27 protein-coding genes and 2 pseudogenes are annotated in these 26,080 nt (G+C 33.3%); 20 read left to right on the top strand and 9 right to left on the bottom strand.

Features of this window, described 5'->3' with window-relative positions; genetic code table 11:
• The first annotated feature begins 5 nt into the window (after positions 1-5).
• Both AC3WTI_RS05135 and AC3WTI_RS05130 read left to right on the top strand, forming a co-directional pair.
• Positions 6-1,397 carry a 5'-methylthioadenosine/adenosylhomocysteine nucleosidase gene (locus tag AC3WTI_RS05135; RefSeq protein WP_087956060.1) on the top strand — a complete coding sequence of 464 codons (1,392 nt, stop codon included), beginning with the start codon at positions 6-8 and terminating at the stop codon, positions 1,395-1,397.
• Between the two features lie 81 nt (positions 1,398-1,478).
• Positions 1,479-1,927: pseudogene (locus tag AC3WTI_RS05130) on the top strand (GNAT family N-acetyltransferase).
• Between the two features lie 55 nt (positions 1,928-1,982).
• On the opposite strand, the gene AC3WTI_RS05125 reads toward AC3WTI_RS05130, so the two are convergent.
• On the bottom strand, positions 1,983-2,402 hold the full coding sequence (locus AC3WTI_RS05125; protein WP_087956061.1) for a hypothetical protein: 420 nt from the start codon (positions 2,400-2,402) through the stop codon (positions 1,983-1,985).
• Positions 2,403-2,523: 121 nt separating this feature from the next.
• On the opposite strand from AC3WTI_RS05125, the gene AC3WTI_RS05120 reads away from it, so the two are divergent.
• The 3 genes from AC3WTI_RS05120 (at position 2,524) to AC3WTI_RS05110 (ending at position 6,538) form a co-directional block, all read left to right on the top strand.
• Positions 2,524-3,171 carry a response regulator transcription factor gene (locus tag AC3WTI_RS05120; protein WP_087956062.1) on the top strand — a complete coding sequence of 216 codons (648 nt, stop codon included), beginning with the start codon at positions 2,524-2,526 and terminating at the stop codon, positions 3,169-3,171.
• Positions 3,164-4,540: a sensor histidine kinase gene (locus AC3WTI_RS05115; protein WP_087956063.1), complete on the top strand. Its 1,377-nt coding sequence runs from the start codon at positions 3,164-3,166 to the stop codon at positions 4,538-4,540. Before AC3WTI_RS05120 ends, AC3WTI_RS05115 begins: the two co-directional genes overlap by 8 nt.
• Before the next feature lie 201 nt (positions 4,541-4,741).
• Positions 4,742-6,538, top strand: a complete 1,797-nt coding sequence (locus AC3WTI_RS05110; protein ID WP_253621579.1) for a Xaa-Pro dipeptidyl-peptidase — start codon at positions 4,742-4,744, stop codon at positions 6,536-6,538.
• A 62-nt stretch (positions 6,539-6,600) separates the two neighbouring features.
• Here AC3WTI_RS05110 and AC3WTI_RS05105 read toward each other — a convergent pair.
• A pseudogene (locus AC3WTI_RS05105) lies at positions 6,601-6,878 on the bottom strand (hypothetical protein).
• A 189-nt stretch (positions 6,879-7,067) separates the two neighbouring features.
• Here AC3WTI_RS05105 and AC3WTI_RS05100 point away from each other — a divergent pair.
• The 11 genes from AC3WTI_RS05100 to dltD all read left to right on the top strand — a co-directional run bounded on the left by AC3WTI_RS05100 (position 7,068) and on the right by dltD (position 17,060).
• Positions 7,068-7,832, top strand: coding sequence for a class I SAM-dependent methyltransferase (locus AC3WTI_RS05100; RefSeq protein ID WP_087956065.1), 765 nt, complete (start codon positions 7,068-7,070; stop codon positions 7,830-7,832).
• Positions 7,833-8,035: 203 nt separating this feature from the next.
• Positions 8,036-8,299: a hypothetical protein gene (locus AC3WTI_RS05095; protein WP_000426643.1), complete on the top strand. Its 264-nt coding sequence runs from the start codon at positions 8,036-8,038 to the stop codon at positions 8,297-8,299.
• A gap of 202 nt (positions 8,300-8,501) precedes the next feature.
• Entirely contained in the window at positions 8,502-8,732 is a 231-nt protein-coding gene (locus AC3WTI_RS05090) for a hypothetical protein (protein WP_000789033.1), read from the top strand.
• A 388-nt stretch (positions 8,733-9,120) separates the two neighbouring features.
• Complete coding sequence (locus AC3WTI_RS05085) at positions 9,121-9,612, top strand: ankyrin repeat domain-containing protein (RefSeq protein ID WP_087956067.1); 492 nt, start codon at positions 9,121-9,123, stop codon at positions 9,610-9,612.
• Positions 9,609-10,199, top strand: coding sequence for a DJ-1/PfpI family protein (locus AC3WTI_RS05080; RefSeq protein WP_087956068.1), 591 nt, complete (start codon positions 9,609-9,611; stop codon positions 10,197-10,199). The genes AC3WTI_RS05085 and AC3WTI_RS05080 overlap by 4 nt, the downstream gene beginning before the upstream one ends.
• Positions 10,200-10,592: 393 nt before the next feature.
• Positions 10,593-10,949, top strand: a complete 357-nt coding sequence (locus AC3WTI_RS05075; protein WP_087956069.1) for an FtsB family cell division protein — start codon at positions 10,593-10,595, stop codon at positions 10,947-10,949.
• Positions 10,950-11,209: 260 nt separating this feature from the next.
• Positions 11,210-11,536 carry a DUF3870 domain-containing protein gene (locus AC3WTI_RS05070; protein WP_087956070.1) on the top strand — a complete coding sequence of 109 codons (327 nt, stop codon included), beginning with the start codon at positions 11,210-11,212 and terminating at the stop codon, positions 11,534-11,536.
• Between the two features lie 156 nt (positions 11,537-11,692).
• Positions 11,693-12,754, top strand: coding sequence for a dipeptide epimerase (locus tag AC3WTI_RS05065; RefSeq protein WP_142305858.1), 1,062 nt, complete (start codon positions 11,693-11,695; stop codon positions 12,752-12,754).
• Between the two features lie 39 nt (positions 12,755-12,793).
• Positions 12,794-13,795 (top strand): C40 family peptidase, encoded by a 1,002-nt coding sequence (locus AC3WTI_RS05060; protein ID WP_097841132.1) that lies wholly within the window; start codon positions 12,794-12,796, stop codon positions 13,793-13,795.
• A gap of 20 nt (positions 13,796-13,815) precedes the next feature.
• Positions 13,816-15,438, top strand: coding sequence for a peptide ABC transporter substrate-binding protein (locus AC3WTI_RS05055; protein WP_097841131.1), 1,623 nt, complete (start codon positions 13,816-13,818; stop codon positions 15,436-15,438).
• Between the two features lie 440 nt (positions 15,439-15,878).
• Positions 15,879-17,060 carry a D-alanyl-lipoteichoic acid biosynthesis protein DltD gene (dltD, locus tag AC3WTI_RS05050; RefSeq protein ID WP_087956074.1) on the top strand — a complete coding sequence of 394 codons (1,182 nt, stop codon included), beginning with the start codon at positions 15,879-15,881 and terminating at the stop codon, positions 17,058-17,060.
• A gap of 38 nt (positions 17,061-17,098) precedes the next feature.
• Here dltD and AC3WTI_RS05045 read toward each other — a convergent pair whose 3' ends face one another.
• On the bottom strand, positions 17,099-17,323 hold the full coding sequence (locus AC3WTI_RS05045) for a hypothetical protein (protein ID WP_000558703.1): 225 nt from the start codon (positions 17,321-17,323) through the stop codon (positions 17,099-17,101).
• Between the two features lie 140 nt (positions 17,324-17,463).
• Between AC3WTI_RS05045 and AC3WTI_RS05040 the strand changes: the two genes are divergently transcribed.
• The gene (locus AC3WTI_RS05040; protein ID WP_087956075.1) at positions 17,464-17,952 is read left to right on the top strand and encodes a DinB family protein; all 489 of its coding nucleotides are present in this window, start codon (positions 17,464-17,466) and stop codon (positions 17,950-17,952) included.
• 34 nt (positions 17,953-17,986) lie between these two features.
• Here AC3WTI_RS05040 and uptA read toward each other — a convergent pair whose 3' ends face one another.
• Positions 17,987-18,592 carry an undecaprenyl phosphate transporter UptA gene (uptA, locus tag AC3WTI_RS05035; RefSeq protein ID WP_087956263.1) on the bottom strand — a complete coding sequence of 202 codons (606 nt, stop codon included), beginning with the start codon at positions 18,590-18,592 and terminating at the stop codon, positions 17,987-17,989.
• Between the two features lie 445 nt (positions 18,593-19,037).
• On the opposite strand from uptA, the gene AC3WTI_RS05030 reads away from it, so the two are divergent.
• Positions 19,038-20,435, top strand: coding sequence for an HD domain-containing protein (locus AC3WTI_RS05030; protein WP_097841130.1), 1,398 nt, complete (start codon positions 19,038-19,040; stop codon positions 20,433-20,435).
• A gap of 195 nt (positions 20,436-20,630) precedes the next feature.
• Here AC3WTI_RS05030 and AC3WTI_RS05025 read toward each other — a convergent pair whose 3' ends face one another.
• Positions 20,631-21,395: a DUF1836 domain-containing protein gene (locus tag AC3WTI_RS05025; RefSeq protein ID WP_087956077.1), complete on the bottom strand. Its 765-nt coding sequence runs from the start codon at positions 21,393-21,395 to the stop codon at positions 20,631-20,633.
• A gap of 258 nt (positions 21,396-21,653) precedes the next feature.
• On the opposite strand from AC3WTI_RS05025, the gene AC3WTI_RS05020 reads away from it, so the two are divergent.
• Both AC3WTI_RS05020 and AC3WTI_RS05015 read left to right on the top strand, forming a co-directional pair.
• On the top strand, positions 21,654-22,103 hold the full coding sequence (locus AC3WTI_RS05020) for a hypothetical protein (protein WP_048525932.1): 450 nt from the start codon (positions 21,654-21,656) through the stop codon (positions 22,101-22,103).
• Positions 22,091-22,399 carry a YxcD family protein gene (locus AC3WTI_RS05015; RefSeq protein WP_087956078.1) on the top strand — a complete coding sequence of 103 codons (309 nt, stop codon included), beginning with the start codon at positions 22,091-22,093 and terminating at the stop codon, positions 22,397-22,399. Before AC3WTI_RS05020 ends, AC3WTI_RS05015 begins: the two co-directional genes overlap by 13 nt.
• A 24-nt stretch (positions 22,400-22,423) precedes the next feature.
• On the opposite strand, the gene AC3WTI_RS05010 is transcribed toward AC3WTI_RS05015, so the two are convergent.
• From AC3WTI_RS05010 to AC3WTI_RS04995, 4 genes are all read right to left on the bottom strand, one after another.
• Positions 22,424-23,659 (bottom strand): NAD(P)/FAD-dependent oxidoreductase, encoded by a 1,236-nt coding sequence (locus tag AC3WTI_RS05010; protein WP_087956079.1) that lies wholly within the window; start codon positions 23,657-23,659, stop codon positions 22,424-22,426.
• A complete protein-coding gene (locus AC3WTI_RS05005; RefSeq protein WP_087956080.1) occupies positions 23,656-23,988 on the bottom strand; it encodes a (2Fe-2S)-binding protein in 333 nt (110 codons plus the stop codon). The genes AC3WTI_RS05010 and AC3WTI_RS05005 overlap by 4 nt, the downstream gene beginning before the upstream one ends.
• Positions 23,985-24,257 (bottom strand): (2Fe-2S)-binding protein, encoded by a 273-nt coding sequence (locus tag AC3WTI_RS05000; RefSeq protein WP_087956081.1) that lies wholly within the window; start codon positions 24,255-24,257, stop codon positions 23,985-23,987. Before AC3WTI_RS05000 ends, AC3WTI_RS05005 begins: the two co-directional genes overlap by 4 nt.
• Before the next feature lie 73 nt (positions 24,258-24,330).
• Positions 24,331-25,992: a sigma-54 interaction domain-containing protein gene (locus tag AC3WTI_RS04995; RefSeq protein WP_097841129.1), complete on the bottom strand. Its 1,662-nt coding sequence runs from the start codon at positions 25,990-25,992 to the stop codon at positions 24,331-24,333.
• Between the last annotated feature and the right edge of the window lie 88 nt (positions 25,993-26,080).

Genomic DNA, 26,080 nt, shown 5'->3' with positions numbered 1-26,080 from the left:
CATCCATGAACAGAATCGGCATTATCGGAGCAATGCAAATTGAAATAGACTTACTTTTAGAAAAACTAGCTATACAAGAGGAACAGACGATTGCGGGAATGCCATTTTACGTTGGAGAATTTATGGGAACAGAAGTAATTATTACACGTTCTGGTGTAGGGAAAGTAAATGCAGCCGCATGTACGCAAACATTAATTCATAAATTTGATGTAGATGCTATCATCAATACGGGTGTTGCTGGAGGGTTACACCGAGATGTAAAAGTTGGTGATATCATTATTTCAACGAATGTTACCCATCATGATGTAAGTAAAACACAAATGAAAAACTTATTCCCGTTCCAAGAAGAATTTGTCGCAAGTAAGGAATTAGTTGAGTTAGCACGTACAGCATGCAACAGTAGTGATTTACACATGGAGGTTCATGAAGGAAGAATTGTAAGTGGTGAATGTTTTGTTGAAGATTCAAAATTAAAAGCGAAATTAATAGACGAATATGCACCGCATTGTACAGAGATGGAAGGTGCAGCAATAGGACATGTTGCTTACATAAATGACGTACCATTTCTCGTTATAAGATGTATTTCTGATAGTGCAGACGATGAAGCTCAAACTTCATATGATGACTTCGCGAAAACTGCCGCAAATTATTGTTCAGAAATTATCGTTGAGATGCTGAAAAATATACTGAGTAAAACATATAGAGCAAAAGGAGAAAGTGACATGTTACAAGCATTAATTTTTGATATGGACGGAACATTATTTCAAACTGATAAAATTTTAGAATTATCGTTAGACGATACATTTGACCACTTAAGATCACTACAATTATGGGATACAGTAACACCTATTGATAAATACCGTGAAATTATGGGTGTACCTTTACCGAAAGTTTGGGAAGCTTTATTACCGGATCATTCTCTTGAAATAAGAGAACAAACAGATGCATATTTTTTAGAAAGACTAATTGAAAACATTAAAAGTGGAAAAGGTGCTTTATACCCGAACGTAAAAGAAGTGTTTGCATATATAAAAGAAAATAATTGTTCAATTTATATTGCTAGTAATGGTTTAACTGAATATTTACGAGCAATCGTATCTTATTATGATTTAGACCAATGGGTTACTGAAACATTTAGTATTGAACAAATAAAATCACTTAATAAAAGCGACTTAGTAAAAAGTATTTTGAACAAATATGATATAAAAGAAGCAGCGGTAGTTGGCGACCGTTTATCTGATATAAATGCAGCTAAAGATAATGGTTTGATTGCGATTGGATGTAATTTTGATTTTGCACAAGAAGATGAACTTGCTCAGGCGGATATAGTAATAGATGATTTACTGGAGCTTAAGGGTATTTTATCTAAAGTGCAAAATACGCATGCTACGAATTGAATAAAGTAACAACCATAAAAATGCTCAGAATAAATAGTTCTTGAGCATTTTTATGTATTTTCACACATAGGAGGAATAGATTTGATAGATATACGTATTCAACAAATTAAAGATTTAATGATATATGAACACGATCATCTTGTTCAAGAAAGCAAAGAAGAAGGATTTAATTTCCTAATAAAACTAATAAGTGAATATGAAAATAAAATAAACACATTTAATAAAACTGGAGAATGTTTATATGGTATTTTTCAAGGGAAAAGTTAATTGGAATAGTAGGGCTAAATGAGGATCCGTATACAGAAAATAATAAGATTGGCCGATTAAGGAGATTTTATATTGCAAAGGACTATCGTCGTATAGGGCTAGGGAAGTTGTTATTAAACCAACTATTATCTCATGCAGAAAAGTATTTTAAAGTGTTTGTATTGCATACGGATACGAAACAAGGTGATGCGTTTTATAATGCAAATGGATTTGTGAAAGGAGAATTTTATAAAGGATCTAGTCACTTTAAAGTATTATATTAGTAAAAAAAGAGACCTCTGCTTCGAAAAATAAGCTTATGAAGTCTCTTTTTTCTAGTCAATTATGTTTAACATTCATTTCTTTCAATAGTCCCTTCGGATCACCTTTCACATAATAAAAGTGCGGGTTATTTTCATCATCGTAAAGCATAATATAAGGCTTTTGATTAAGCGGGAGAAGTATAAGTACTTCATCAATTGTTGTATGTAACCATTGATTCGTAATAGAAACTGGTTTAGATAAAGGGATTTTTATCATGTGACCATCTTTTGGAACGACGTTTAAGTTTTTGAACGGGCCAGTAATGGATTTAGCATATTGAACAGCTTCTTTTTGAATAGCTGGATCTAAAGATTGTTTTTGAACGACCATTTCTTTTTGACAATCAAACACTTCAATTTGTTGATTACTATTTGCAAGAACATTTGTCGATAATAAAAAACAAAGTAGAGTAATGACCCCGATTTTTTTCAGCATAGTACAACACCTCGTCTTTACTATACCCTTAAAAGGTTCAAATATTTTTCTGTCACATTGATGTAACAAAGAAGTTGTATAATACAATTGGTTTTTGTTTAAAAGTAATGGAGGATCATGTATGAGAGTATTAATCGCAGATGATGAACAAGATATGTTAAGGATTTTAAAGGCTTATTTTGAGAAAGAAGGCTTCGAGGTTTTATTAGCGAAAGATGGAGAGGAAGCACTTCAAATATTTTATGAAGAGAAAATTGATTTAGCTATTTTAGATTGGATGATGCCAAAACATAGTGGTATTACTGTTTGTCAGGAAATAAAAAAGAGCTCAAGCGTTAAAGTATTAATGCTTACGGCGAAAAGTGAGAGCGAAGATGAATTAGCAGCGCTTCAAAGTGGGGCAGATGAATATGTAAAAAAACCGTTTCATCCAGGCGTATTAATAACTAGAGCGAAAAAGCTAATACAGCATGATGATGTCATTCAAGTTCAAGATTTGAAAATAGATTTCGCTAAAAATAAAGTTTATAAAAATGACAAAGAGTTAGATATTACAAAAACAGAGCTAGAATTAATAAAGTGTTTTTTAAATCATAAAGGTATGATTTTAACTCGTAAAAAATTGTTAGATATCGTATGGGGATTTGACTATTTTGGAGAAGAGCGAACTGTTGATACACATGTAAGAAGATTACGTAAAAAAGTAGGAGAAAATATTATAAAGACGCACCGCGGGCTAGGATATAGTTTGGAGGAGCAGAGTGAATAAACTTGGAAAAAAGCTATTTCTCAGCATTTCTTTAACTGTTATTCTTATTTTTACAATCTCTTTATTATTAATTAACTATCTTTTACCGAAATATAATATATACAAAACGCGAGAAAGCTTAGAGGGCATAACAGCACAAATACAATCCATACCGAGCTCTCAACTGGATGAAGCAATTTCTAGTATTGAAAATGAGGCGAATGTTACGATTGCGTATACATCGATAAACGGTTCAGAAGATCATATTAATGATGAGTTACGTATGCAACTTACAAAGAAAAGAGTTGCCCTTAATAAACTCTGGATTACTAAAGAAGAAATAATGAAAGTAAAGAACTTCGGGCAATCGAATAAAATATATGATCAAGAGAAGATGAAATCTAGCTTTTTTGTAAAATACATTGCGAAAGACGATAAGTTGATTTTGGTAGGAGTTTCGATTGCACATTCAAATGAAGTGATAAAAACGTTAAATTCATTTTATTTGTACATATTAGGTATTACGATTTTTCTTATTATCGTACTTGTATGGATACTTTCAAAAACAATTACGAGACCATTGAAAGAATTAAGTGATGTTGCAGAAGATATTTCAAATTTGAAATTTGAACGAACAAAAGTGAAAACAAATGATGAAATTGGAGACTTAGCTAATAGTATTAATATCATGAGTGATAAATTACATGAAGCGCATCAAAATTTAACAGATCGAAATGAACATTTAAAACGATTTATGGGTGATGTGACGCATGAATTAAAAACACCAATCGCATTAGTGAAAGCATATTCTATGGGAATCAAAGATGGTTTGGATGATGGTACATACATAGATACTATTATTAAACAAACTGATCACATTTCGAACTTAATTGAAGAACTATTACGATTTTCTAAACTAGAGAGAGATGTTTTACAAAAAGAAAAATTCTCTATTAAATCACTAGTTCAAAGTATATTACATAAGCATAAGATTGAGTTAGAGTCGAAAGAAATTGATTTGCATGTCAACTATAATATTGGTGATGCAGTTGTGTATGCAGATGTGAATAAAATGAGAATGGTGTTTCAAAATTTAATATCCAATGCGATAAAATATACGGCAAATCAACATATAAAAATTACTTTAGAAGAACGAAATGAAAGTGTATATTTTCAAATTCAAAATGGTATGAATGTAGAATGTATGAAAGATATCGATAAAATTTGGGAACCTTTTTACGTCTTAGAATCTTCTCGCAGTAAAGATCATTCAGGCACAGGACTAGGTTTAGCAATCGTGAAAAGCATCTTAGAAAGACATGGTTTTGACTATGGAGTTTCTACTATAGAGGGAGAGATACGATTTTATATAAATATGAAGAACGATTAATTCAATACTAGTAGAAGCATCGTCTATTAATAGGCGATGTTTTTTATTGATGATAGGTAAGTAGTAATTCAAAATATATAACCTTGAAAGCCCGTTGGAAGGGTGTTCTACAAATTTCTCAAGTTGTTGTATAAAATATAAACTGAATTTTCAGTAATTTTATTGTATAGTAAAAGGAGAAATAAATGGGGAGGAAAGAGTATGGGGAAAAAGAAAATAGCAATTACATTATCAACAATCTTATCTTTATCAGTCACTTCAGGAGTTTCTAGTATAACTGCGCATGCAGACAGTAAAGAAACAAAATACATAAATGAGAATGACGTGAAGTTAAATGGGAAAGTTTCAGAAGGGTTACAAGCTAATATGAAGATCGAATTAGAAAATGGGATGACAAAACCGATTTACTCGCTTGATGAAGCAATTATCGAAAATCTATTTGTAGAAACGGAAGTTGATAGTGATCGAGATGGTAAAAAAGACAGAGTGTCAGTAAAAGTTATGCGCCCAAAAACAGATCCTAATGTAAAAGTACCCGTTATATATGAAATGAGCCCATATCGAGCAGGTTTAAAAGATGTTCCTGTATATAATGTAGATGAAGAATTGTATGCGTATGAAGGCAAACCGTATGGAGCTGTTAATCTTGGTTCATACGGAAATTACTATGTACCAAGAGGCTATGCAGTTATTTTAGGTGAAAGTATTGGAACTGGAAAATCAGATGGATGTCCGACTACTGGAGACGAACAAGAAATATTAGGAACGAAATCTGTCATTGATTGGGTGAATGGACGTACGAAAGCATATACAGAAAATGGTGAGGAGGTTAAGGCTGATTGGTCTACAGGAAATGTAGGTATGACAGGTGTTTCTTATAATGGTACGTTACCGAATGCAGTTGCGACGACTGGTGTTGAAGGATTAAAAACAATTATTCCAATCGCGGCTATTAGTAGTTGGTATGATTATTATCGTGCAAATGGTGCAGTCATTGCGCCAGGTGGATATCAAGGAGAAGATACAGATAATATGGCAGAAGCAGTATTAACAAGAGAAAATCCTGAAGTTTGCGGACAAGTAATAAAAGAGTTAACAGCAGGACAGGACCGGAAAACTGGTAATTATAATGATTTTTGGGATAAACGTAATTATGTAAAAGATGCTAAAGACGTTAAAGCAAGCGTATTTGTTGTTCATGGTTTAAATGATTGGAATGTTAAGACGAAGCAGTTCGCGCAATGGTGGGATGCACTTGAAGAAAATAATGTTCCTCGTAAAATGTGGTTACATCAAGGTGGACACGGTGGGACATCAACAAATGACTGGCAAAGAACACAAAATAAATGGCTCGATTATTGGTTGTATGGAATTGAAAATGGAATTATGAATGAACCAATGGTTGATGTACAACGTGAAAATAAAACGTGGGAAAAATTAAAAAACTGGCCGGATCCAACAGCTGTGCCGTCAAAAGTTCGTATGTATTTAAGTAACAAAGCCGTTAATTTACCATTAAGTAGAGGTTCTGTAAATAAAGTTTTCTCATTCTTAGATGATGCAAAAATGAAATCAAACCAATTAGTAGCAAACCCAGAACTCGAAGTAGCCAATCGATTAGTGTATACAATGCCTGTACTGCAAAAAGATACGCGTATAAGCGGTACACCAAAGATTTCAATTACAGGGAATATTGATCGATCTGTATCGAACTTAACTGCTTTACTTGTTGATTATGGAGGAGCGAAGCCGGAGATTGTAACGAGAGGCTGGATGGATCCACAAAACTTAAAGAGTATAGAAAACTCAACAGCGATTCAACCAGGTAAAGATTATACATTTACATGGGACATGCAGCCAGATGATTACGTATTTAAAGCGGGGCATCAAATTGGAGTCGTTTTAATCGCTAGTGACTATGATTATACAATTAGACCGAAAGCGGGCACGAAGCTTACAGTGAAATTAAGTGAAGTGACATTGCCAATTGTGAAATAAATAGTTATGGATAAAGAGCTTACTGCAAAGTAAGCTCTTTATATTTTGAAAAGGGGAGTTTATTATGATTTTCTACTGGAAGAGACAAAAATGCTTATAATAAATAAAAAATTGCATTCATAATTAATAGACCACTAAAGGTAAGGTCAGCAAAGCCTCCCGCGAATCCATCTCCTACTTTTTCACCAATAATGTGCAAAGTGGTGAAGAAAACAATGGGAGAAGAAAGTATGAAAATGCCACTGGCAATTTTCCATATTCGTTTATACTTCTTTGCTATACAGAAAATTAGTGCATTTAATGCAATAAGAAGTAAAAGAAATATAATTAATGAATTCATCATATCCTCCTTTTTGTGGAAGTCTGAATTTTCATTTTGATGAGAATATAATATAATATGATTATATTATATGGAAAGCGAGTGATTTATTATGACAGTCAGCTCTTTCGAATTTTTATTAAAAATAAAGGTACAGGAAGATTAATTGAAAGAAAATCTTCCGTACGTAAAAAACGGAGGAGAAAATAAATGTTTAGTTTTTATAGTACACTTTGCACGGAACTTTATGATTTCACTAAGCCTGTTGGTTATTCTTTAAATGGTGATATTGAGTATTACGAAGAACGTTTAAAAAATTGCAACGGAAGAATTCTCGAAGCAGCGGTAGGATCAGGGCGCGTCATCATCCCGCTTCTTGAAGCTGGTTTTACAGTAGATGGAATAGATTATTCACCTGAAATGCTACAATCGTGCCGCGTGCGATGTAAAGAGAGAAGCTTACATCCTAATTTATTTGAAGGAAGCTTACAACAATTTTCACTACCACATAAATATGAGGCAATTATCATTCCTACTGGATCTTTTTGTTTAATTGAAAATCGTACAGATGCTATAAACGCATTGAAATGTTTTTATGAACATCTTAATCCAGGCGGGCGATTAATTGTAGATATTATGCTTCCGCATGACTGGAAAACTGGGGAAATTCATACATCGACTTTTTCTTTGCCGAGTGGAGACGGAATTACATTAGAAAATAAATCAATTGAAATAGATTGGCTGAACCAAGTTACTCTATCATATTTAAAATATGAAAAATGGAGTAAAGGGCAGTTAGTACAAACGGAATTGCAACGCTTTGCGGTGCGCTGGTATGGAATAGAAGAGTTTAAACTTATGTTAGAAAGTATAGGTTTCTCTAACATTACGTGCTCCGCTGACTATGTTTATGAAAAAGAACCGTCAAATGCAAATCAAATGTTTACTTTTGAAGCGGTGCGAAACGAAAAATAAAGAATTATTTATGAAAATAAGGCAATCGATACAGTATCGATTGCCTTATTTCAATTGTATATCACTTACATGGTATTACGTTCTAGTTGTCCAAGCATCCTTCTACTAACTACATATACTACTTATATTAAAGGGAGTTACTATTTTAAATAGACCCGTTATTTTTTGTAAATGATATTTTAGAGAAGTAGGGGGGATAAATTTTGGAAAACGAAGCACAAGATAGAGTTGAAAATCAAGTGTATTCCAATCGTGTAGTAAGATCAGAATTTGATGCAAATTGGGAAACATGTATATCAAAAAGTGGTTATGTAATTTATGTAGCAACAAGTAACAATGCCGAAGTAATAGTACTTCTTGCAGATGGTTCAAGTAAATTATTAATTTTTGAAAAAGGCGGTAAAGTAGTAGTAGGCGGTGGTGGAACAAGTCATTATAGTAAGCCGCATATTGCAAGAAATATTTAAGGTAGAACATATTAATTGAGAAGAAACCAATAAGTAACTTAAAAAAGCATTTCCTGTTTCGGGAAATGCTTTTTCTATGTTATAGTATAATAGTGTTTTGAAACGATGTTATTTTAATATACCTCGAGTTTTGTTGTGTATTATTTTTATATTAAATTAGTTGCGTAATTATTTTTTTATATAAGGAGTAATAATTAGAGAAATGAAAAATATCGACTTTATACTAGAAAGTGATGAGGCATTAAAACCGTCTGAACGATTAGTACTATTATTATTAGAGAAGCATAGAATGTTATATACGAACGATCTATTAGCATTATCTAATTTATCATATAAAACATTAACGGATTCATTAACGTCGCTCGTTTTAAAATCATATGTGTTAAAAGAAACAGGTAAGGGAAGAAGACAGAATTGTTATAGATTGGTATGATAAGAGTGCTGATTTTAGAAGGTTTACATTCATGTTTTTCAAATGTAAGGATAAGTTAGAAATTAGCTTTCAAATGAAAAACATACCGCAATTCGCATTTAAATATTCGCATTTCATTTTTATTAATGGAAATGAAATCATTATCGGAAATAGAAAAATAAAATAAACTGCATAAAAAAGAAATAAAAAAACAATCCATTTTAAAAATGGATTGTTTTTTTATTGGGATAATATTATTTGATATGTTGAAATTAAATCATAGTTCTCACTATTTTAAAACAAAAATAGATAATATTATTATGTAAACTAACGTGTTGACAGGTAAATATAATAATCAATAGAACATATAGAAGAGTATGCTTAAATATTTGAAAGATGGGAGATTATTATGGGGATTTTACAATCAATAGTACAAGCTGTTATAAGTGATAATAAGGCAGAAGTGGTGGAGTTTATAAAGACGAATCCAAGTGATGTTAACGAATTTAGTGACGATGGCTGGACTCTACTTCACTTATCGGCTTATTTTGGACAAAAAGAGATAGCAAGTTTTCTTTTAGAAAGTGGAGCAGATATACATAGTAGAGCAAAAAACGAAAATGAAAATACACCTTTACAAGCTGCCATCGCGAATAAGCAAAGTGAACTTGTTGCTTTCTTAATTGAAAAAGGGGCGGATATAAATGTTATACAAAGTGGTGGTTGGACAGGGTTACATGAAGCAGCATTATTAGGAAGTGAAGAAATAGTTATGCTACTTCTTGAAAATGGAGCTAATAAAGCGATTAAGAAAAATGATGGAAAAACAGCGTATGATATAGCGTTAGAAAAAGGGTATGATCACCTTTTTCATCATATAAAACAGGAAGTGAACGTATGATAAATAAATGGAGCGTAGGCATATTTTTATTTAATGATGTAGAAGTGTTAGATTTTGCAGGACCATTTGAAGTTTTTTCTGTAACCGAAGTGGATAAAGAAAAACCATTTACTGTTTATACAGTAAGCCAAAATGGAGAAATGATTACAGCAAGAAACGGATTAAAGGTGAAGCCGGATTATAGTATTGAGGATTTACCACCAGTTGATATTCTAATCATTCCAGGTGGTAAAGGTGCTCGGGAAAACGAAGTGAAAAATGATATTATAATAAATTGGGTTTGTCAGCAAATGAAAGAAGTAAAACTAATGACTTCAGTTTGTACGGGTGCATTATTACTTGCGAAAGCCGGTTTACTGGAAGGCTTAAAAGCAACAACGCATTGGGCTAGTATTCAAACTTTCAAAAAAGATTTTCCGAATGTAGAAGTAATGGAGAATGTGAAATTTGTAGATGAAGGTCACATTATTACATCTGCAGGTATTTCAGCTGGTATTAACATGTCATTTCATATTGTGAAAAATTTGTTAGGTGTGGAGATTGCTGAGGATACGGCAAAAAGCATGGAATATGATATTGATTTGTAAAATAAAAAGCCCAACTTGGGCTTTTTATATTTAGCAAAGTTTCGTAACAGGTAATCTATGCTTAAAACTTTAGTTCAGAAACAGTAATTTCAGTTTTAGCGAATATACGACAATTTATCTTTTTCTCCTTGTAAGCATGTTATTACAAGGAGAAATTTCGTATGTAAAAAAACTCTTCTACAATAGTAGAAAAAGAATAACAGAAACTACTATTTTATGGCAGCATACATAAAAAAATGCAATGTAAATATGGAAATGTCGTCGAATGCTATCTTTAATTGGTTAATTTGTGAGATATTTTTGTGAAGGAGCTTATTTTATAAGAATAGAATTAAAGTTAGTAAGAGATTATGCCGATGGTAGTGAAAATATATGTGTTAGGGGGATTTCATAATGAGGAAACTCAAGCGAATAAATGTTCCTAATATACAAGAACAACTATCACAGACTAATGAGAATCGAGCAATTAATAAGAAAAAACTAAGGCGATTTGTATTCATGTTTATATTTATTGCGGCAGCTACTTTGTACGTGCAATTTATTTTAACGAAACAACAAGAAATAATCGTAGAAAAAAAAGATACAATAACAAATCAAGAAAAACAATTGGTTTCTTTAAAGAAAAATGAGGCGTCTTTAAAGACTAACATAGAAAATTTAACAGACGATGAGGAAGAAATTTTGAAGTTTGCGAGAAAAGAATATCAATTTTCTAAGTCAAATGAAACTATATTTGTGTTGCCGAAGTAGTGTAATTTGAGCAGTTAGCGATAGCTAACTGTTTTTTCATGTACGAATGGCATGGTACAAGAAAGAATTACATACTGTAAAAATGAAGAGTGTGAGCTGTTTTTATAGTTATGGAATATATACTGAAATAAATGTTGTTAAAATTCTGTCAATTGTATTATAATACAAGGTAAGCGGATACATTATTTAATCAACGTTGAGTTAATCACTCATACGACTATTAAGAAAACCGTTATCCCGTATTAGAAAGGAAGATAGCTGTGTATGATTCAAATACAATTTATGTCGTAGGGGATGCGAAAGCACCTCAAAATAATCCCATTACTGAAAAGTTTAAAAGCTATTTTGTAGCATTTGTGCTTGTTAAGGAAACTGGGGAAATTGTAGATGCAGATTGCTCAGCGACAATTGCATTAACATCTCAATTCGTTAAATATTTGTTTCTACATAAAAATATTAATGATCCAACGTTAGTAATGGAAATAAAAGATCGTTATTTCGGTTCGTCTCAAAAGGCACTACTTGTAGCGTTAAAAGATGCGCAGAAAAAATATAATCAAATCGCTGCTTTGTCTACACATTCCTAGACAAAATCCAGCCGTAAGAATCTTCTTATGGCTGGATTTTTTTATTTCATATTAATCTCTTGCATTGAAAGTAAGTGAAAGAGGAAATGAATTGTATGTAAAAACATAATTTTTTTTTTTTTAGATTAAAGCTCCACTTTGTTAGACAACGAAAGGATGAACAATATGAAAATTACAGATGTAAAAGTAAATCGTAGACGTGTTAATCTTCATACACCGTTTAAAACTGCTCTTCGTACCGTAACCGAAATTGAAAGTATAGATGTATTTATTCATACAAATGAAGGGATTGTTGGCAAAGGTGCTGCAGCCGCAACGCCAGTTATTACGGGTGATTTCGCAAGCGGGATTGAAGAAGCCATTTTAGGGCCGATGCGTTCCTGTTTAATTGGTCAAGATATTATTCAATTTCAGCAGTTACTACAGCACATTCAAATGAGTTGTATTGGAAATCCAAGTGCGAAAGCGGCAGTAGATATCGCTTTATATGATGTGTATTGTCAATATCAAAACGTTCCACTTTACGCATTATTAGGTGGGAAGAAAGAAATTCATACAGATATTACCGTCAGTGTAGATGAACCTTTCATTATGGCGAAAGAGGCAAAGCAACATGTAGAAAAAGGATTTCAAACTTTAAAAATTAAAGTGGGGAAATCTGCTCCTTTAGATTTAGAACGTATTGAGGCGATTCGGAATAGCGTACCTAAAAATACAACGTTACGATTAGATGCAAATCAAGGATGGAATCCAAAAGAGGCAGTTTCTATCATTAAAGAGATGGAAAATCGCAATTTAAATATTGAATTTATTGAACAACCTGTTCATGCGAAAGATTGGGATGGATTAAAGTACGTCAAAGATCATGTACAAACGCCTATTATGGCAGATGAAAGCATATTTTCAGCGGGTGATGCATTGAAAATCGTTCAAGGAGGATATGCAGACTTAATTAATATTAAATTAATGAAATGTGGTGGCATACGTGAAGCGTGGCGTATTGCCGATATCGCCGAAACAGCTGGGGTAAAATGCATGGTCGGAAGTATGATGGAATCCTCACTTTCCGTTAGCGCTGTAGCCCATTTAGCAGCTGCCCACCCTAATATTCATTACTTCGATCTCGATGCGCCGCTTTGGTTAATGGAAGAACCAGAAGGCATGACTTATTCTGGGTCAAAGGTAAACCTTCAATCGACAGTGAATAGTAAATCTTAGGAAAAAAGACTAGTAAACTATCTTTTAAGGGGGATATGTATGAAAAAAGTAGGAACTGCATTTTTAACAACTTTATTTATATTTTCATCGTTTACATCAGCAAATGCTGAAGAGAAGAAAGATAGTAAGGCGTTTATCGATGTATCTGCCGCAACACTTTGGACCGCACCTGATTCATTACGACCAATTGATGCACCGAGCGCTACAAATCCAGTTGATTTGTGGAAGTGGACGAAATCAATGACGCTTGATGAGAAACTTTGGTTAACAAATGCAAATAAATTAGAAACGCAAGCGCTATTAGGTCAAGAAGTAACAGTTGTGGATAAAAAAGGGGACTGGGTGAAAGTGTTAGTCCATGGTCAGCCGACACCTCGAAATGAAGAGGGTTACCCAGGATGGATGCCTGAAAAACAGTTAACATATAATCAAGAATTTGCAGATAAAACAGATGAACCTTTCGTATTAGTAACAAAACCGACAGCCATTTTATATATAAATCCTTCTGAAAAACATAAATCGCTTGAAGTGAGCTATAATACGCGATTGCCGTTACTTAATGAAGATACGATTTCATATCGCGTCTTGTTACCAAATGGACAGAAAGCTTGGCTACGAAAAAATGATGGCACGGTTTACCGTTCTCAAAATGATATTCCAACTCCGACGGCCGATGATTTAATAAATACAGGAAAAATGTTTTTAGGATTACCGTATATATGGGCTGGTACAAGTGGATTCGGATTTGATTGCTCTGGATTTACACATACAATTTATAAATCACACGGTATTACAATTCCGCGAGATTCAGGTCCGCAATCGAGAAATGGAGTTGCAGTTGATAAAGAGAATTTACAAAAAGGAGATTTAATCTTCTTTGCACATGATCAAGGAAAAGGTAGTGTTCATCATGTGGGGATGTATATTGGTGACGGAAATATGATTCACTCGCCGAGAGCTGAAAGATCAGTAGAGATTATACCGCTCAATACACCAGGATATATAGAAGAATACGCTGGTGCTCGTCGTTACTTACCTTAAAAAGTAGAGGGGGTTTTTAAATGAAAAAAGTTGTTCGTTACTCATTAGTTAGTACTTTATTAGCTTCTTCATTTTTAGTTGGTTGCGCAAAAGAAAAAACAACGACAAAGCCGAAAGATGAGAAAAAAGTATTACAGTTACTAGAAACAGGTGAAATCCCGTCTTTACATTCAGGGAAAGTAACAGATGCAGTATCGTTTAACGTTTTAAATAACGTAATGGAAGGATTATTCCGTTTATCGAAAAATGATGAACTGATTGAAGCTGGAGCACAAAAATATGAAGTGAGTCAAGATGGGAAAACATATACATTCCACTTGCGTGATGCGAAATGGTCTAACGGAGACCCAGTAACAGCACAAGATTACGTATACGCTTGGAAGCAGCTTATTAATCCAGATACAGCTTCTCAATATGCATACATTGCATACGATGTGAGAAATGCGGAGAAAATAAATAAGAAACAACTAGGGTTAGAGGAATTAGGAGTGAAAGCGAAGGATGATAAAACGTTCATTGTAGAGTTAGAGCATCCTGTACCGTATTTTACAAAACTACTTATTTTACCGTCCTTCTATCCAATTAACGAAAAATATGCAAAAGAACAAGGTGATAAATACGGATTAGAAGCAAATAAAGCGGTATATAACGGGCCATTTACATTATCGGATTGGAAGCATGAAGCGAGTTTTACAATGAAGAAAAACGATAAGTATTGGGATAAAAAAGAAGTGAAGCTAGATGAAATAAACTATCAAATTGTAAAAGAAATTTCAACTGCGGTAAATTTATATGAAACAGATAAAGTTGATAGAGCTGTCATTTCAACAGAATTCGTAGATAAATATAAAAATAATAAAGAGCTTAAACAATATACAGATCCGGTTATGTACTTCTTCCGATTCAATGAAAATGTACCGATTCTTAAAAATAAAAATGCACGTCTTGCGCTAAGTACAGTGTTTGATAAGAAAGGACTTGCGACTTCATTTTTAAATGATGGTTCAGTTCCTGCTAACTATTATGTACCAAAAGGATTTTTAAAAGGTCCAGATAAAAAAGATTTTAGAAGTACAGCAGGTGAGTTTAATAAAACTGATGTAAAACAGGCGAAAGAATATTGGGAAAAAGCGAAGCAAGAAACAGGTACAAATGAAGTGACGCTTGAGTTATTAAACTATGACTTAGAAAACTTCAAAAAAGTAGGAGAATACATTAAAGAAGAGCTAGAGAAAAACTTACCAGGCTTAAAGGTAAATGTAAAATTACAACCGCATACGCAAAAACTAGCGTTAGAGAAGAAGAAAGAATATGAAATGTCACTATCACGCTGGTTACCGGATTATCCAGATCCAATGACTTACTTAGAAGTATTCCTTTCTGGAAGCAGTGTGAACAATACAGAATATGCAAACCCTGAATATGATGCGTTAATTAAGAAGATTAAAACAGAATTAGGTAATGATGAAAAAGCACGTTGGAAAGCAATGCAAGATGCTGAGAAAATGTTACTTGATGACGCAGTAATTGCACCAGTATTCCAGCGAGGATTATCGTACTTACAAAAGCCATATGTGAAAGATTTATATGTACATCAATTCGGTCCAGCGACAAGTTTAAAATGGGCAGATGTACAAAAATAAAAGTATGGAGAAACAGACTTCACATGTGTGATAGTCTGTTTTTCTTATTTAAAGTTAGATATATAGTTTGTGGTATGATTTACTAGGCTATAAATAGTGTTTGGAAGGGAATGATGTTGATTATAGTGGACGTATCTTATTTTGAATTTAATTCATCATCTGATGGATTATAGACATTTTATATGTTTTTTCACTGTTTAAAAATAAAATTATTACTAAAATTCCAGTGTGAAATTTATGTAGAATCTTGTATAATTAACGTGTTTCTATGGAAACATTTTCTTGTGCTATTTCTATGGGACTTAATAGGACAAGGAAAGAAATACATACATGTATATAATAGATAAATAGAATGGAACATGTATAGAGAAAAAGGAGAAAAAAATGACGTGTCAAAAACAAGGGTTACAATTTAATAGCGAGAGAAAGAGGAAGAGACGATGAAAATGAAGCATGCTTTTGGTCCGATAATTTTAGCGTGTGTGCTTGTTTTCATTATCATACTCATCCCATCGAAAAGTTTAGTGTCACTAATTAGTGATAAGAAGATAGAAGATGCAGCAACCTCCTTACAAAAAGAAAAATTACAAAGTGTATTCTTGCAGCGGAAAATGTTAGAGAATTCGCAGTATTTACCAATGTATGGTTCATCTGAATTTTTACGAATGGATGCATATCATCCGTCTAATTACTTTAAAGTAAATCCAGCAGGTTTTACGCCATATTTAATGGGGATTGGCGGTACGCAAAGTTTAGCTCATATATTAAATATGACGTCTACTATGGATGGATTAGAAGGTAAAAAGGTAGTCTTTGTTTTATCACCACAATGGTTTACAAGGACTGGGGTATCACAGGGGGATTTTACGAACAATTTCTCTAAGCAACAAGCATATCATTTTATTTTTAATGATAAAATAAATGCTGAAATGAAGAAGCAAATTGCGAAACGACTATTAGATTATAAAGTTGTTCAAGAAGATGATATATTAAAAAATTCATTAGAAGGTATTGTATATAATGATACGAAACATAACGTAAAAGCAGGTTTAGTTAAACCACTTGCTTATATGCATCGAAATATTTTAGATCATAGAGATTTATTTAACTCCTTATTTAAGATTGAACCGATGAAAGAAAAAACAAATATGGGATTACGTTCAATTTCTTGGGTAGACGCACGTAAACATGCGGAAGAAGAAGGGAAAGCGGAATCTACTACAAACACATTTGGAATTGAAAATCCGTATTACTATAAACATAATTTAAAGAAAAAATTAAAAGGTTTAAAAAACTTTAGAGCAAATGAATCGTATGAAGAATCACCTGAATATGATGACTTACAAATTGTTTTAAATATTTTTAAAGAGAAAAATGTTAAGCCGCTCTTTATTTCTGTACCTGTAAACGGACCATGGTATGATTACGCTGGTTTCCCTAAAGAGCGCCGTGAAGTGTATTATAAAAAAGTTCGGGAACAAGTTGAAAAAGCAGGATACCCAGTAGTTGATTTCTCTGGCCATGAATATGATAAGTATTTCTTAAAAGATACAATTCATTTAGGCTGGAAAGGCTGGATTTATTTTGATGAAGCAGTGCAAAACTTTTATACTGCAAAATAAGTGTGGAGAAAAAGGAACGGCTATAAGCTGTTCCTTTTTTAGTATAGAGGATTTTGATGTGGACAATTCGGAAAGGCATGTATATCTTGGATTTGTCTAAAATCATAATGCTTCATTGCGAACTGAGCTTGGTAAAGGTATTCATACACATATAATTGACCATCATGTGCTGAACATAATACACCAGAAGTTCCCTGTCCATTTATGAAGGAAATACCGATAGGGCGTCCGATTAAGTATTGTATTTTTTGTTGCCAATGCATAGGGAAATCACTCCTTTTAGAGTTAATATACGAAATGGACGAGTGAATTGTTGCTTATCCACATAATTATGGAGGCTTTTTATACAATTTCTAGAAAACATTAATATGAATGAATTACAAATGCGAGAAAGGAATGCATAATGAAAAAAGAAAATATTTTAGAAGAAAAATTAAATATAATAGAATGGTGTCAAACATTGAAGGAAGTACATGATGATATATGGTTTCAATCATTTAAAAATGGTTCGTGGGGAATTGCAGATGTGATTTCACATTTTATTATTTGGGATGATTTTGTAATGAAGTATCGAATTCCTTATTTTGTTAGTACTCAATCAGTGCCTCATTCTCCAATAGATGTAGAGGAAATAAATAAGAGTGCAATGATTTATGCGAGATCAGGTATTTCAAGAGAAGAACTTATTAACGAATTTAGCTATACTCGTAAGCAATTAGTAGATGAAATTGAGCGAATTCCTGCCGATAATTTTAATGATGACTTTCAAATTGGTACTAAAAAGGTAAGGCTAAATCATTATTTTTCATCACTCATTCAGCATGACTTGAGGCATAAAGAAGAAATAATCCAATTTTTAATTCATAATCAAGTCTATAATAAAAACCGCTAACATTCGTAATGAATTTTTAGCGGTTTTTATTATTTTAAGCGAGATTTTTACGTTTTTTTGTCCATTTTTTAAGAGTGAAGTATAGAAAGATAAGTATGACACCGCCAATTGCGAAAGATTTCACATATGGTCCCGCAATATCGTTTATATTCTCCCAATTTTGACCTAATTTTTCACCTAAATAAATGAAAATGATAGACCAAGGAATGATTGCAAGTGCTGTTAATGTAGTGAAGCGTAGTAATGGCATTTTTGTAATGCCAGCAGGAATTGAAATCGCATGACGTACTACTGGAATAAAGCGTGCTGTAAAAATCACACCAGTCCCGTACCGATTAAACCAATCTTCAGCTGCATCTATATGTTTTTTATGAATGAAAATATATTTTCCGTATCGTTCTAATATAGGTCGTCCACCGTATCGTCCGAGCCAATAAATAAAAATTTGAGCAATAACACCGCCAATTGTACCAAATACAACTGCACCTACAAATGAGATACTCCCATTGAATACTAGGAATCCTGCATAAGCAAGGACAATTTCACTTGGAATAATCTCAATCATAAGTCCAAGCATAATGCCCCAATAACCTAATCCTTCAAAAAACGTTAATACTGAATGAATAAAACTACTTACCATTGTTGCACCTTCTAGTTTATGTATTTTTGAATAGGTAAATCTAATACTTAATAACATAAAAGATTCACCATGTGTAGATTATACCTTATTTGTATAGGGGATTGCTATTTCAATTCTTTTATGTCTCCGATAAGTATTATAGTAAATGATAATGTGTTGGAAATTCCCTATAATGATATGGGCATTTAATTTACACAGTAAGAAGGATAATATAAGCATAATAAGAATCAAATTTATGGACCATTTTCTATTTAGGATAGAGATATAATTCGGTTGATAAAAAAGTATTTCAAAGGGTGGCTTATAGGTTCAAGAATTTAAAAATAATTCAAGGAGAATAAAAATATAAATATCTCTTATCAACTAGACAGGTACTTCACTTTCAAATAACGAATTATAATGTTAATAAAATTTTATAGAAAATTAACGTGATGAAGGTGAAAATATGAAAAAAGCATTATTAGACAAGGCCTCATATCTACATAAAGCAGAATTAGAACAATTACATAAAGCTATATTAGTTTCCGAGAAAGCTCATGAAGGCCAATTTCGCATTTCGGGTGAGCCCTATATTACTCATCCATTTGCAGTTACAGAGATTTTGTTAGAGTGTAAGGCAGATAGTATAACTTTAGTTGCAGCATTACTACATGATGTAGTGGAGGATACAGATTATACAATTGAGTATATACGTGATATATTCGGTAAAAAAGTTGCAGATATTGTAGAAGGGTTAACTAAAATTGATAAAAAACAAATCCGTAATAAAGAAGAGTATGAAGCAACAAATTTAAAGAAATTATTGTTAGCTATGCAAGGAGATATAAGAGTAGCTATTATAAAAGTGATAGATCGTCTACATAACATGAGAACTTTACAGGTGAAAGCTGTAAAGAAACAAGTTCCTTATGCAAATGAAACACTCAAAATTTTCGCTCCGATATGTAAAAGACTAGGGCTATCACATATCCAACACGAGTTAGAAGATTTAGGTTTTTATTATCTTAACCATTCTAAATATAAGGGAATGAAAATTCTTTTACAAAATTATGTTAAGTTATTAGAGGGTTTATCTCAAAATATCATGCAAGATATAAATAATTTTTTAAATTCATCTTTAATATTTGAAGTTAACTATGAAGTAAGCCCTATTTATACAGCTTATTCTCGTCTCCAAGATATTCAAGACATTACAGCAGTGTCCAAAATAGTTATCACGGCCTCAAATAATTTAGACTGTTATAAAATATTGGGAGTTATACATCAACTATACCAACCAATTCCGTATCAATTTGAAGATAATATAGCAGTTGAAAGTGATGTATTAAACAGATACTTAAAGACTAAAGTGGTGATCAATAACCATGAAATAGTGATAAGTATTGAAACAAAAATAAATCAGGAGATACGAGATAAAGGAGTGTTTCATGTACTTACAAAAAGTATAACTGATAAGGAGATGCAAAATATAATTCATAAATTGATGGATCATTTCATTAAGACAAATGATCTAGTAACTCAAGATGCGATTGAATTTTATGATTTAGTATCATATGAACTATTCCAAGATAACATTGTAGCATTTACTCCTAAGTTAGATTCCGTGAACTTACCGCAAGGTTCTACTGTAATCGATTTTGCTTTCGCATTAAACCCTGAGAGTGCTAAGTATATGTCAGGCGCTAAAGTTAATGGTATAAATAAACCGATAACAACGAATGTTTCACATCTAGATATTGTTGAACTTGTGGTAACTGAAAACATAAGTAAAGTAAGACAGGATTGGCTAAACTTTGCTAATAGCTCAAAAGCTCAAATTGAAATTTATAAAGAGTTACAATGATGAAGTAATGAAATTTATCGAGAAAACCTGTTCGAACTTTAATAGAATGAAATGATGATTTTTGAATTAATGATAGGAGATTATGATTTTTCATAATTAATACCTAGAGAAACAAGTATCGACCTGATCCATATGTAGAACAGGTCGATGCTTGTTTTCGTTATAAAAAAATAGAAGCATTTCTGCTTCTATTTTTTACGGCTTCACATCTAAGTTCTGTAAAAATAAAGTCGCTGTTACGTAACGTTTCGCTAACATTTGTACATATGCGGTATGTACAGAAAGTGTGGCGATAATAATGGCGTTACGAATTGCTTCGCGTTGTTCGTTGTTAACTTGATCGAACTTGCTTGCGATTTTATCAGCTTTTTCTTTTACGATGTTTTCAATTGTATGAACTGTATCTGTTGCATTTAATTGTAAGCAATTCCCTTGATTAAGTTCTTCAAATAGAGAAGAGTATGCTCCGTATAAATGAACAGGATTGATTAAGTCATCACTTCGATCGGCTGGGTCATTTACGATTAAGCGTAATAGCTTACGAATGGATTCAAAATCAAGTGCTGTTTTTAAATCTTCGACAATGAATAGTAAGGCTGCTTGTTCAATTGAATATTTTTTCCCTTTTTGAGGAGAGCCAATCATTTCTTTTATATCTCGTTTCACCCAGTTTTGCATGGCAGTTACTGAGAAACTTGTATTTTCAATCTGATTGCCAAGCGCAACTATTTCATTTAATGAAAAACCGACGTCTGTATCATCAATTTTAATCAGTTTTTCAAAAATAGGTGAAAGTGCGGTAGTAATAAAAGCAGTTACGCTTTGTCCGCTTTCAATATCTTTTTTATGTGTCTTTGCCCAAGCTTCTTGTAAAATACCGAGAGGCTTTTTCGTATTCCATCCTCTTAATGATAGAAGAAGGGTAGCCATTTCGTTTCGTGTGAGATGAAATGTTTCCATCTTTTCACCTCCAAAAATAATAAAAAGTTCTTATGAACCTATAATATGTTTTGTTTCATTTAAAGTCAATTCTGTTTTGCTTAATTTTTCCTTTGTCACCAAACTGTCGGAAGTAAATAATACTTGCATATTTCGACAAAAGTTCATATAATAAGTTCATAAGAACCTTTAAAATGTTTTTAAAAACAAATCTATCTTCTGAATTTAGTAGAAAGGTAGATTTCACATATATCTATATAAAAGGAGAATGGATATAATATGTTGAAAAAACTTGTAGCAGTCATGACAGCATTCATGGTTATCTTTGGAGCTAGTAGCTTTATGTTTGTAGACCACGCAGCAGCGAAGGGTTACAAATCTGGTAAAAAATCATATACACCAACTTCTGGTCAAAAGTCAAAAGTTGATTTGAACAAAAAAGATAATAACGTGAACTCACAAAAAACGACAACAGATTCAAAAACAAAAGCAACAAACACAGCACCAAAAAGTAATAAAGGAAGCTTTATGAAAGGTTTATTACTAGGTGGTCTTGGTGGTTTACTAATGGGTAGCTTATTTGCAAATATGGGAGCTCTTGGTTCTGTATTAGCATTTATGGTAAATATGTTAGTAATGGCTGGTATCGTAATGTTAGCAGTTCGTGCATTTAAATACTTCAAAGATCAACGTAAGAAAAAGGAAGATGAAGTAGCATGGAAACAATAAAAATTTCTGAACAAGAATTAATAAACGCGCTTTGTGTATATATCGCTGAAAAAAGACAAGTTGGTCCAGAAGAAGTTTTAGTTGAACTAATGTATGATGATGACTATGGTTTCTCTGCTGAAGTAGAGGTAAATGGTCGCCAGCAAATTTTAATTCAAGCGAACTTAATCGAAGCATTGCGCTTATTACTTGGCAGAGAATATAATGTCAATTCATTTGCAGCAAGATTACAACTTGAATTAGACGATGAAGAAGGCATTTACGCATTAGCGAAATTTAATAACTCAGATGAGTAGAAAAAAGAGCTGTTGAGAGAAATCTCAGCAGCTCTTTTTAGTATGTGCATATGCAAGGGAATAATCACGCCAAATTTCATTCATTTTCCGTCTACCGACATCAATCATCGGGTTAAATTGTATGGCAGCTTGATGACGTACAGTATGTACTTGTTGGATCGCTTGTTGTAAGTGTTGTTCAACGGTAAGAGATTTTTTATTTGCTTGTTTTACGATTGAATATCCAGCAACAGTTCCTTGTGCCATTGCGATTTTCCCGCTTTCAATGCCAGTTATATTGCCGGCTACAAATAAACCGGGAAGAGGGGTTTCCATTGTTTCGGAATGCAGTGGAACATGCCCGCCTAATTCTGGAATGTAACGGAAAGGACAGCCAGCTACAGCAGCAAGCTCAGCAAGAGGGTATAAGCCACCAGCAATACAAACGAAGTCTGCCTCATATATTTGTTCCGATCCAGCTATGACGTTTCCTTCCGTATCAATATTGGCAACGCGTACACCTTCAACTTGATCTGTTCCGATAATTTCTAGAGCTGCTTTTCGAAGGTGAAGAAGTGTGCCGTTTATTTTCATTCCTTTATTTGGATAGAAGTTTAATCCAGCTTGTTTCACCCAATTATATTTCATCAATCGACTACCTATACGTAATAAAGCTGATGGGGCAAGGTGGGCAGCATGTAAGAGTGAGTTTAATACTTCTTCTGGTTCACCAGCCTTTTGACTTAATTCACTTTTTTCAGGAAGTACAATATGTTCCACTTTAATTCCTGCTAATTGTAATTCATTTAAAATAGCGAATGACAAAATGTTAGCACCAATAATGATTCCTTTTTTCCCAACTTGAACGCGATGTACATTTGTCATTACTTGGGCTGCCCCGATTGACATAACTCCTGGAATTGTCCAACCAGGAAGGGGAATAGAGTACTCAGCAGCTCCGGTAGCAAGTAAAACGAAAGGTGCTTCTAACGTACCGATATTCGTATGTACGAACCAAGAACTTTCATCTTTATCTAAATTATAGACAGAAATACCACAGCGAATATCAACTGAAAGAGTTTGTGCTTCTTCGTGAAGGCGTTTTGACTCTTCTATACCATTCCACCATTCTCCAGTAGGTTCTTGATGTAATTGACCGAGCAACCTTCCGCCAGGCTTCATAAATTCATCAATAACAAGTACATTTAGTCCAAATCGAGCGCAAGAGATGGAGGCTGATAAACCCGCTGGTCCAGCACCGATAATAATGACATCGTTCATCGTTTTTTCACCATCTCTCTCACGATATTTGGATGCTGTTTTCCGCTGTCAACAATCATATCTTTTTCTACAACAGTTAAGCATGCTCGTACATTTGCTTGATTGTTTACTGTGACGCGGCACTCAGAACAATGTCCAATATTACAGTAAATACCTCGCGGCGTCCCGCTATCTTCATGCACTCTTAAAGTTCTTATTCCGTTTGCAAGTAAAGCGGCCGCAATCGTTTCATATTCATAGGCTTCATATTGTTGCCCGTTAAATTGGAAAGTGATGCGCTTACTATTATTTAAACTCCCTAAAACAGGATGATGGGTAATTCTATTCATTGATTTTCACCTACCGCTCCAAAGGTAACTGCGCGAACAGGTGGTTGATATTTTAATGGGATTTCATTAATAGTTACGTCAGGATTTGCACTTTCAATCATTCGATCTATCATCATTCTACATGTACGGCCACCGCAAAATCCCATGCCAGCACGTGTTCTTAGTTTTAATTCTCTTGCCGAGCATTTATATTCGGCAATTGTCGATTGAAGTTGACCGTAAGTTACTTCTTCACATCGACAAACAATTAAGTGATCTTTATTCGTCATATGTATTCCTCCTCTAGTTCGGTTTGCACAAATTATTATGCAAAAACTATGCCAATATAGAGGAGGGAAACGGTTACTGTAATCCAAGCTTTTTTAAACGGTTATATAAAGTAGCTCTCGTAACACCGAGTTGTTTCGCGCACTCTAATTTATTCCCATTTAATATGCGTAAAGCCCTCTCAATGACTTTCTTCTCATGTTCATCCATCTCTTCTTGCAAAGAGAGAATCGTTTTATTGTTGCTGAGTAATAGGGAATGAGCCGTAGTATTTTCTACCGTTTCAGTTGTATGAAATGGTAAATATTCTTGTTTTATAATACCGTCAGTCGCAAATACGACAAGTCTTTCAACAACGTTACGAAGTTCGCGAATATTACCTGGCCAATTGTAATGGAGTAGCTCATGCATAATACTGGAAGGTAAGTCACGAATTGGTCTGTTGTAGTTGATTGAAAAATCGTTTAAGAAAGAATAGGTTAATTCAATAATATCCTCGCGTCTTTCTCGCAGCGGGGGAATATGCAAGCTAACTACATTTAGGCGATAGTATAAATCTTCTCGGAACGTGCCTTTTCTCATTTCCTCTTGTAAATCACGATTTGTAGCAGCGATAATGCGGAAATTAATATGAATTTCTTTTTCTCCACCAACACGGTAATATTTTCGTTCTTGTAGTACACGCAAAAGCTTTACTTGCATATCGAGCGGCATTTCTCCTATTTCATCAAGGAATAATGTACCGCCTTGCGCGAGCTCTATTTTACCTTTTTTACCTTTACTATTTGCACCGGAAAACGCCCCACGTTCATACCCGAATAATTCACTTTCAAATAAAGCTTCTGGAATGGCACCGCAGTTAATTGAAATGAAAGGTGCCTTAGCTGCTTCGCTTGCTTCATGGATTGCTTTCGCAAATACTTCTTTTCCAACACCACTTTCTCCGAGTATTAAAACAGTTGATTTTACCGAGCAAACCTTTCTAGCTAATTGTATCGTTCTTTGTATGACAGGGCTCTTTCCATTCATTGCAAGGAATGGATCTGATTCATCTTTATATTTTGCGACTTCTTGTTCTAATCGGTGCATTTCATGTGACATATTGAATAATTTTTCGTTTAAAGCAACTTGATTTGTAACATCAGTTTCTGAAACGACAGCTCCGATAATTTTATCGTTACAATACACTGGGTTTGAATTTATTAATACGAACAAATCTGGGCGAGGCTGATGGAATTGAGCGATTATGCTTTTTCCACCATGTAATGATTGTAAAATTTCCAAATCTTTATAGTCAAAAAAACGAGTGATAGGTTGTCCAATAATTTCATTATGATTGACTGAAAAAATTTTTTCAGCCCCATCTGTCCAAGTTCGAACACATTCTTTATCATCGATGACTGTAACGGAAGAATCAGTCGTTTGTATTACGGTGTTATAGAAAGATTGTAGTTCATTGTAAGATTTAACTAGAAACGGAATGATTTGTTGAGCCGTTATACAGCATATAGGCTCTTTATTTTCGTTTATTACGATAACGATCATTTCATGAGAAAACGCATCAATTAAAGCGGTAAAAGAATCATCTTTGTAAATAACTGCGCAGTTGTATTTGTCTGTAGTAGAAGGGCGGAAAAAATACTTTTCATTAACTCGCTCAATATATTGCATGCTGTTTGTATGATCAATGGATAAAGTTTTTAGAAATTCTTTTATTGTGGGAAATGAGAATGCCATATTGTCCTCCTGTTATGTATAAAAATTTTGACAGTGATAAAAAAATAATACACCTATTTACGATAAATTTAAAATATTTTTACAAATA

The organism is Bacillus sp. EB106-02-03-XG38, from assembly GCF_058792175.1.
Note: the sequence above shows the minus strand (reverse complement) of the source record. Positions and strands in the feature narration are given on the sequence as shown.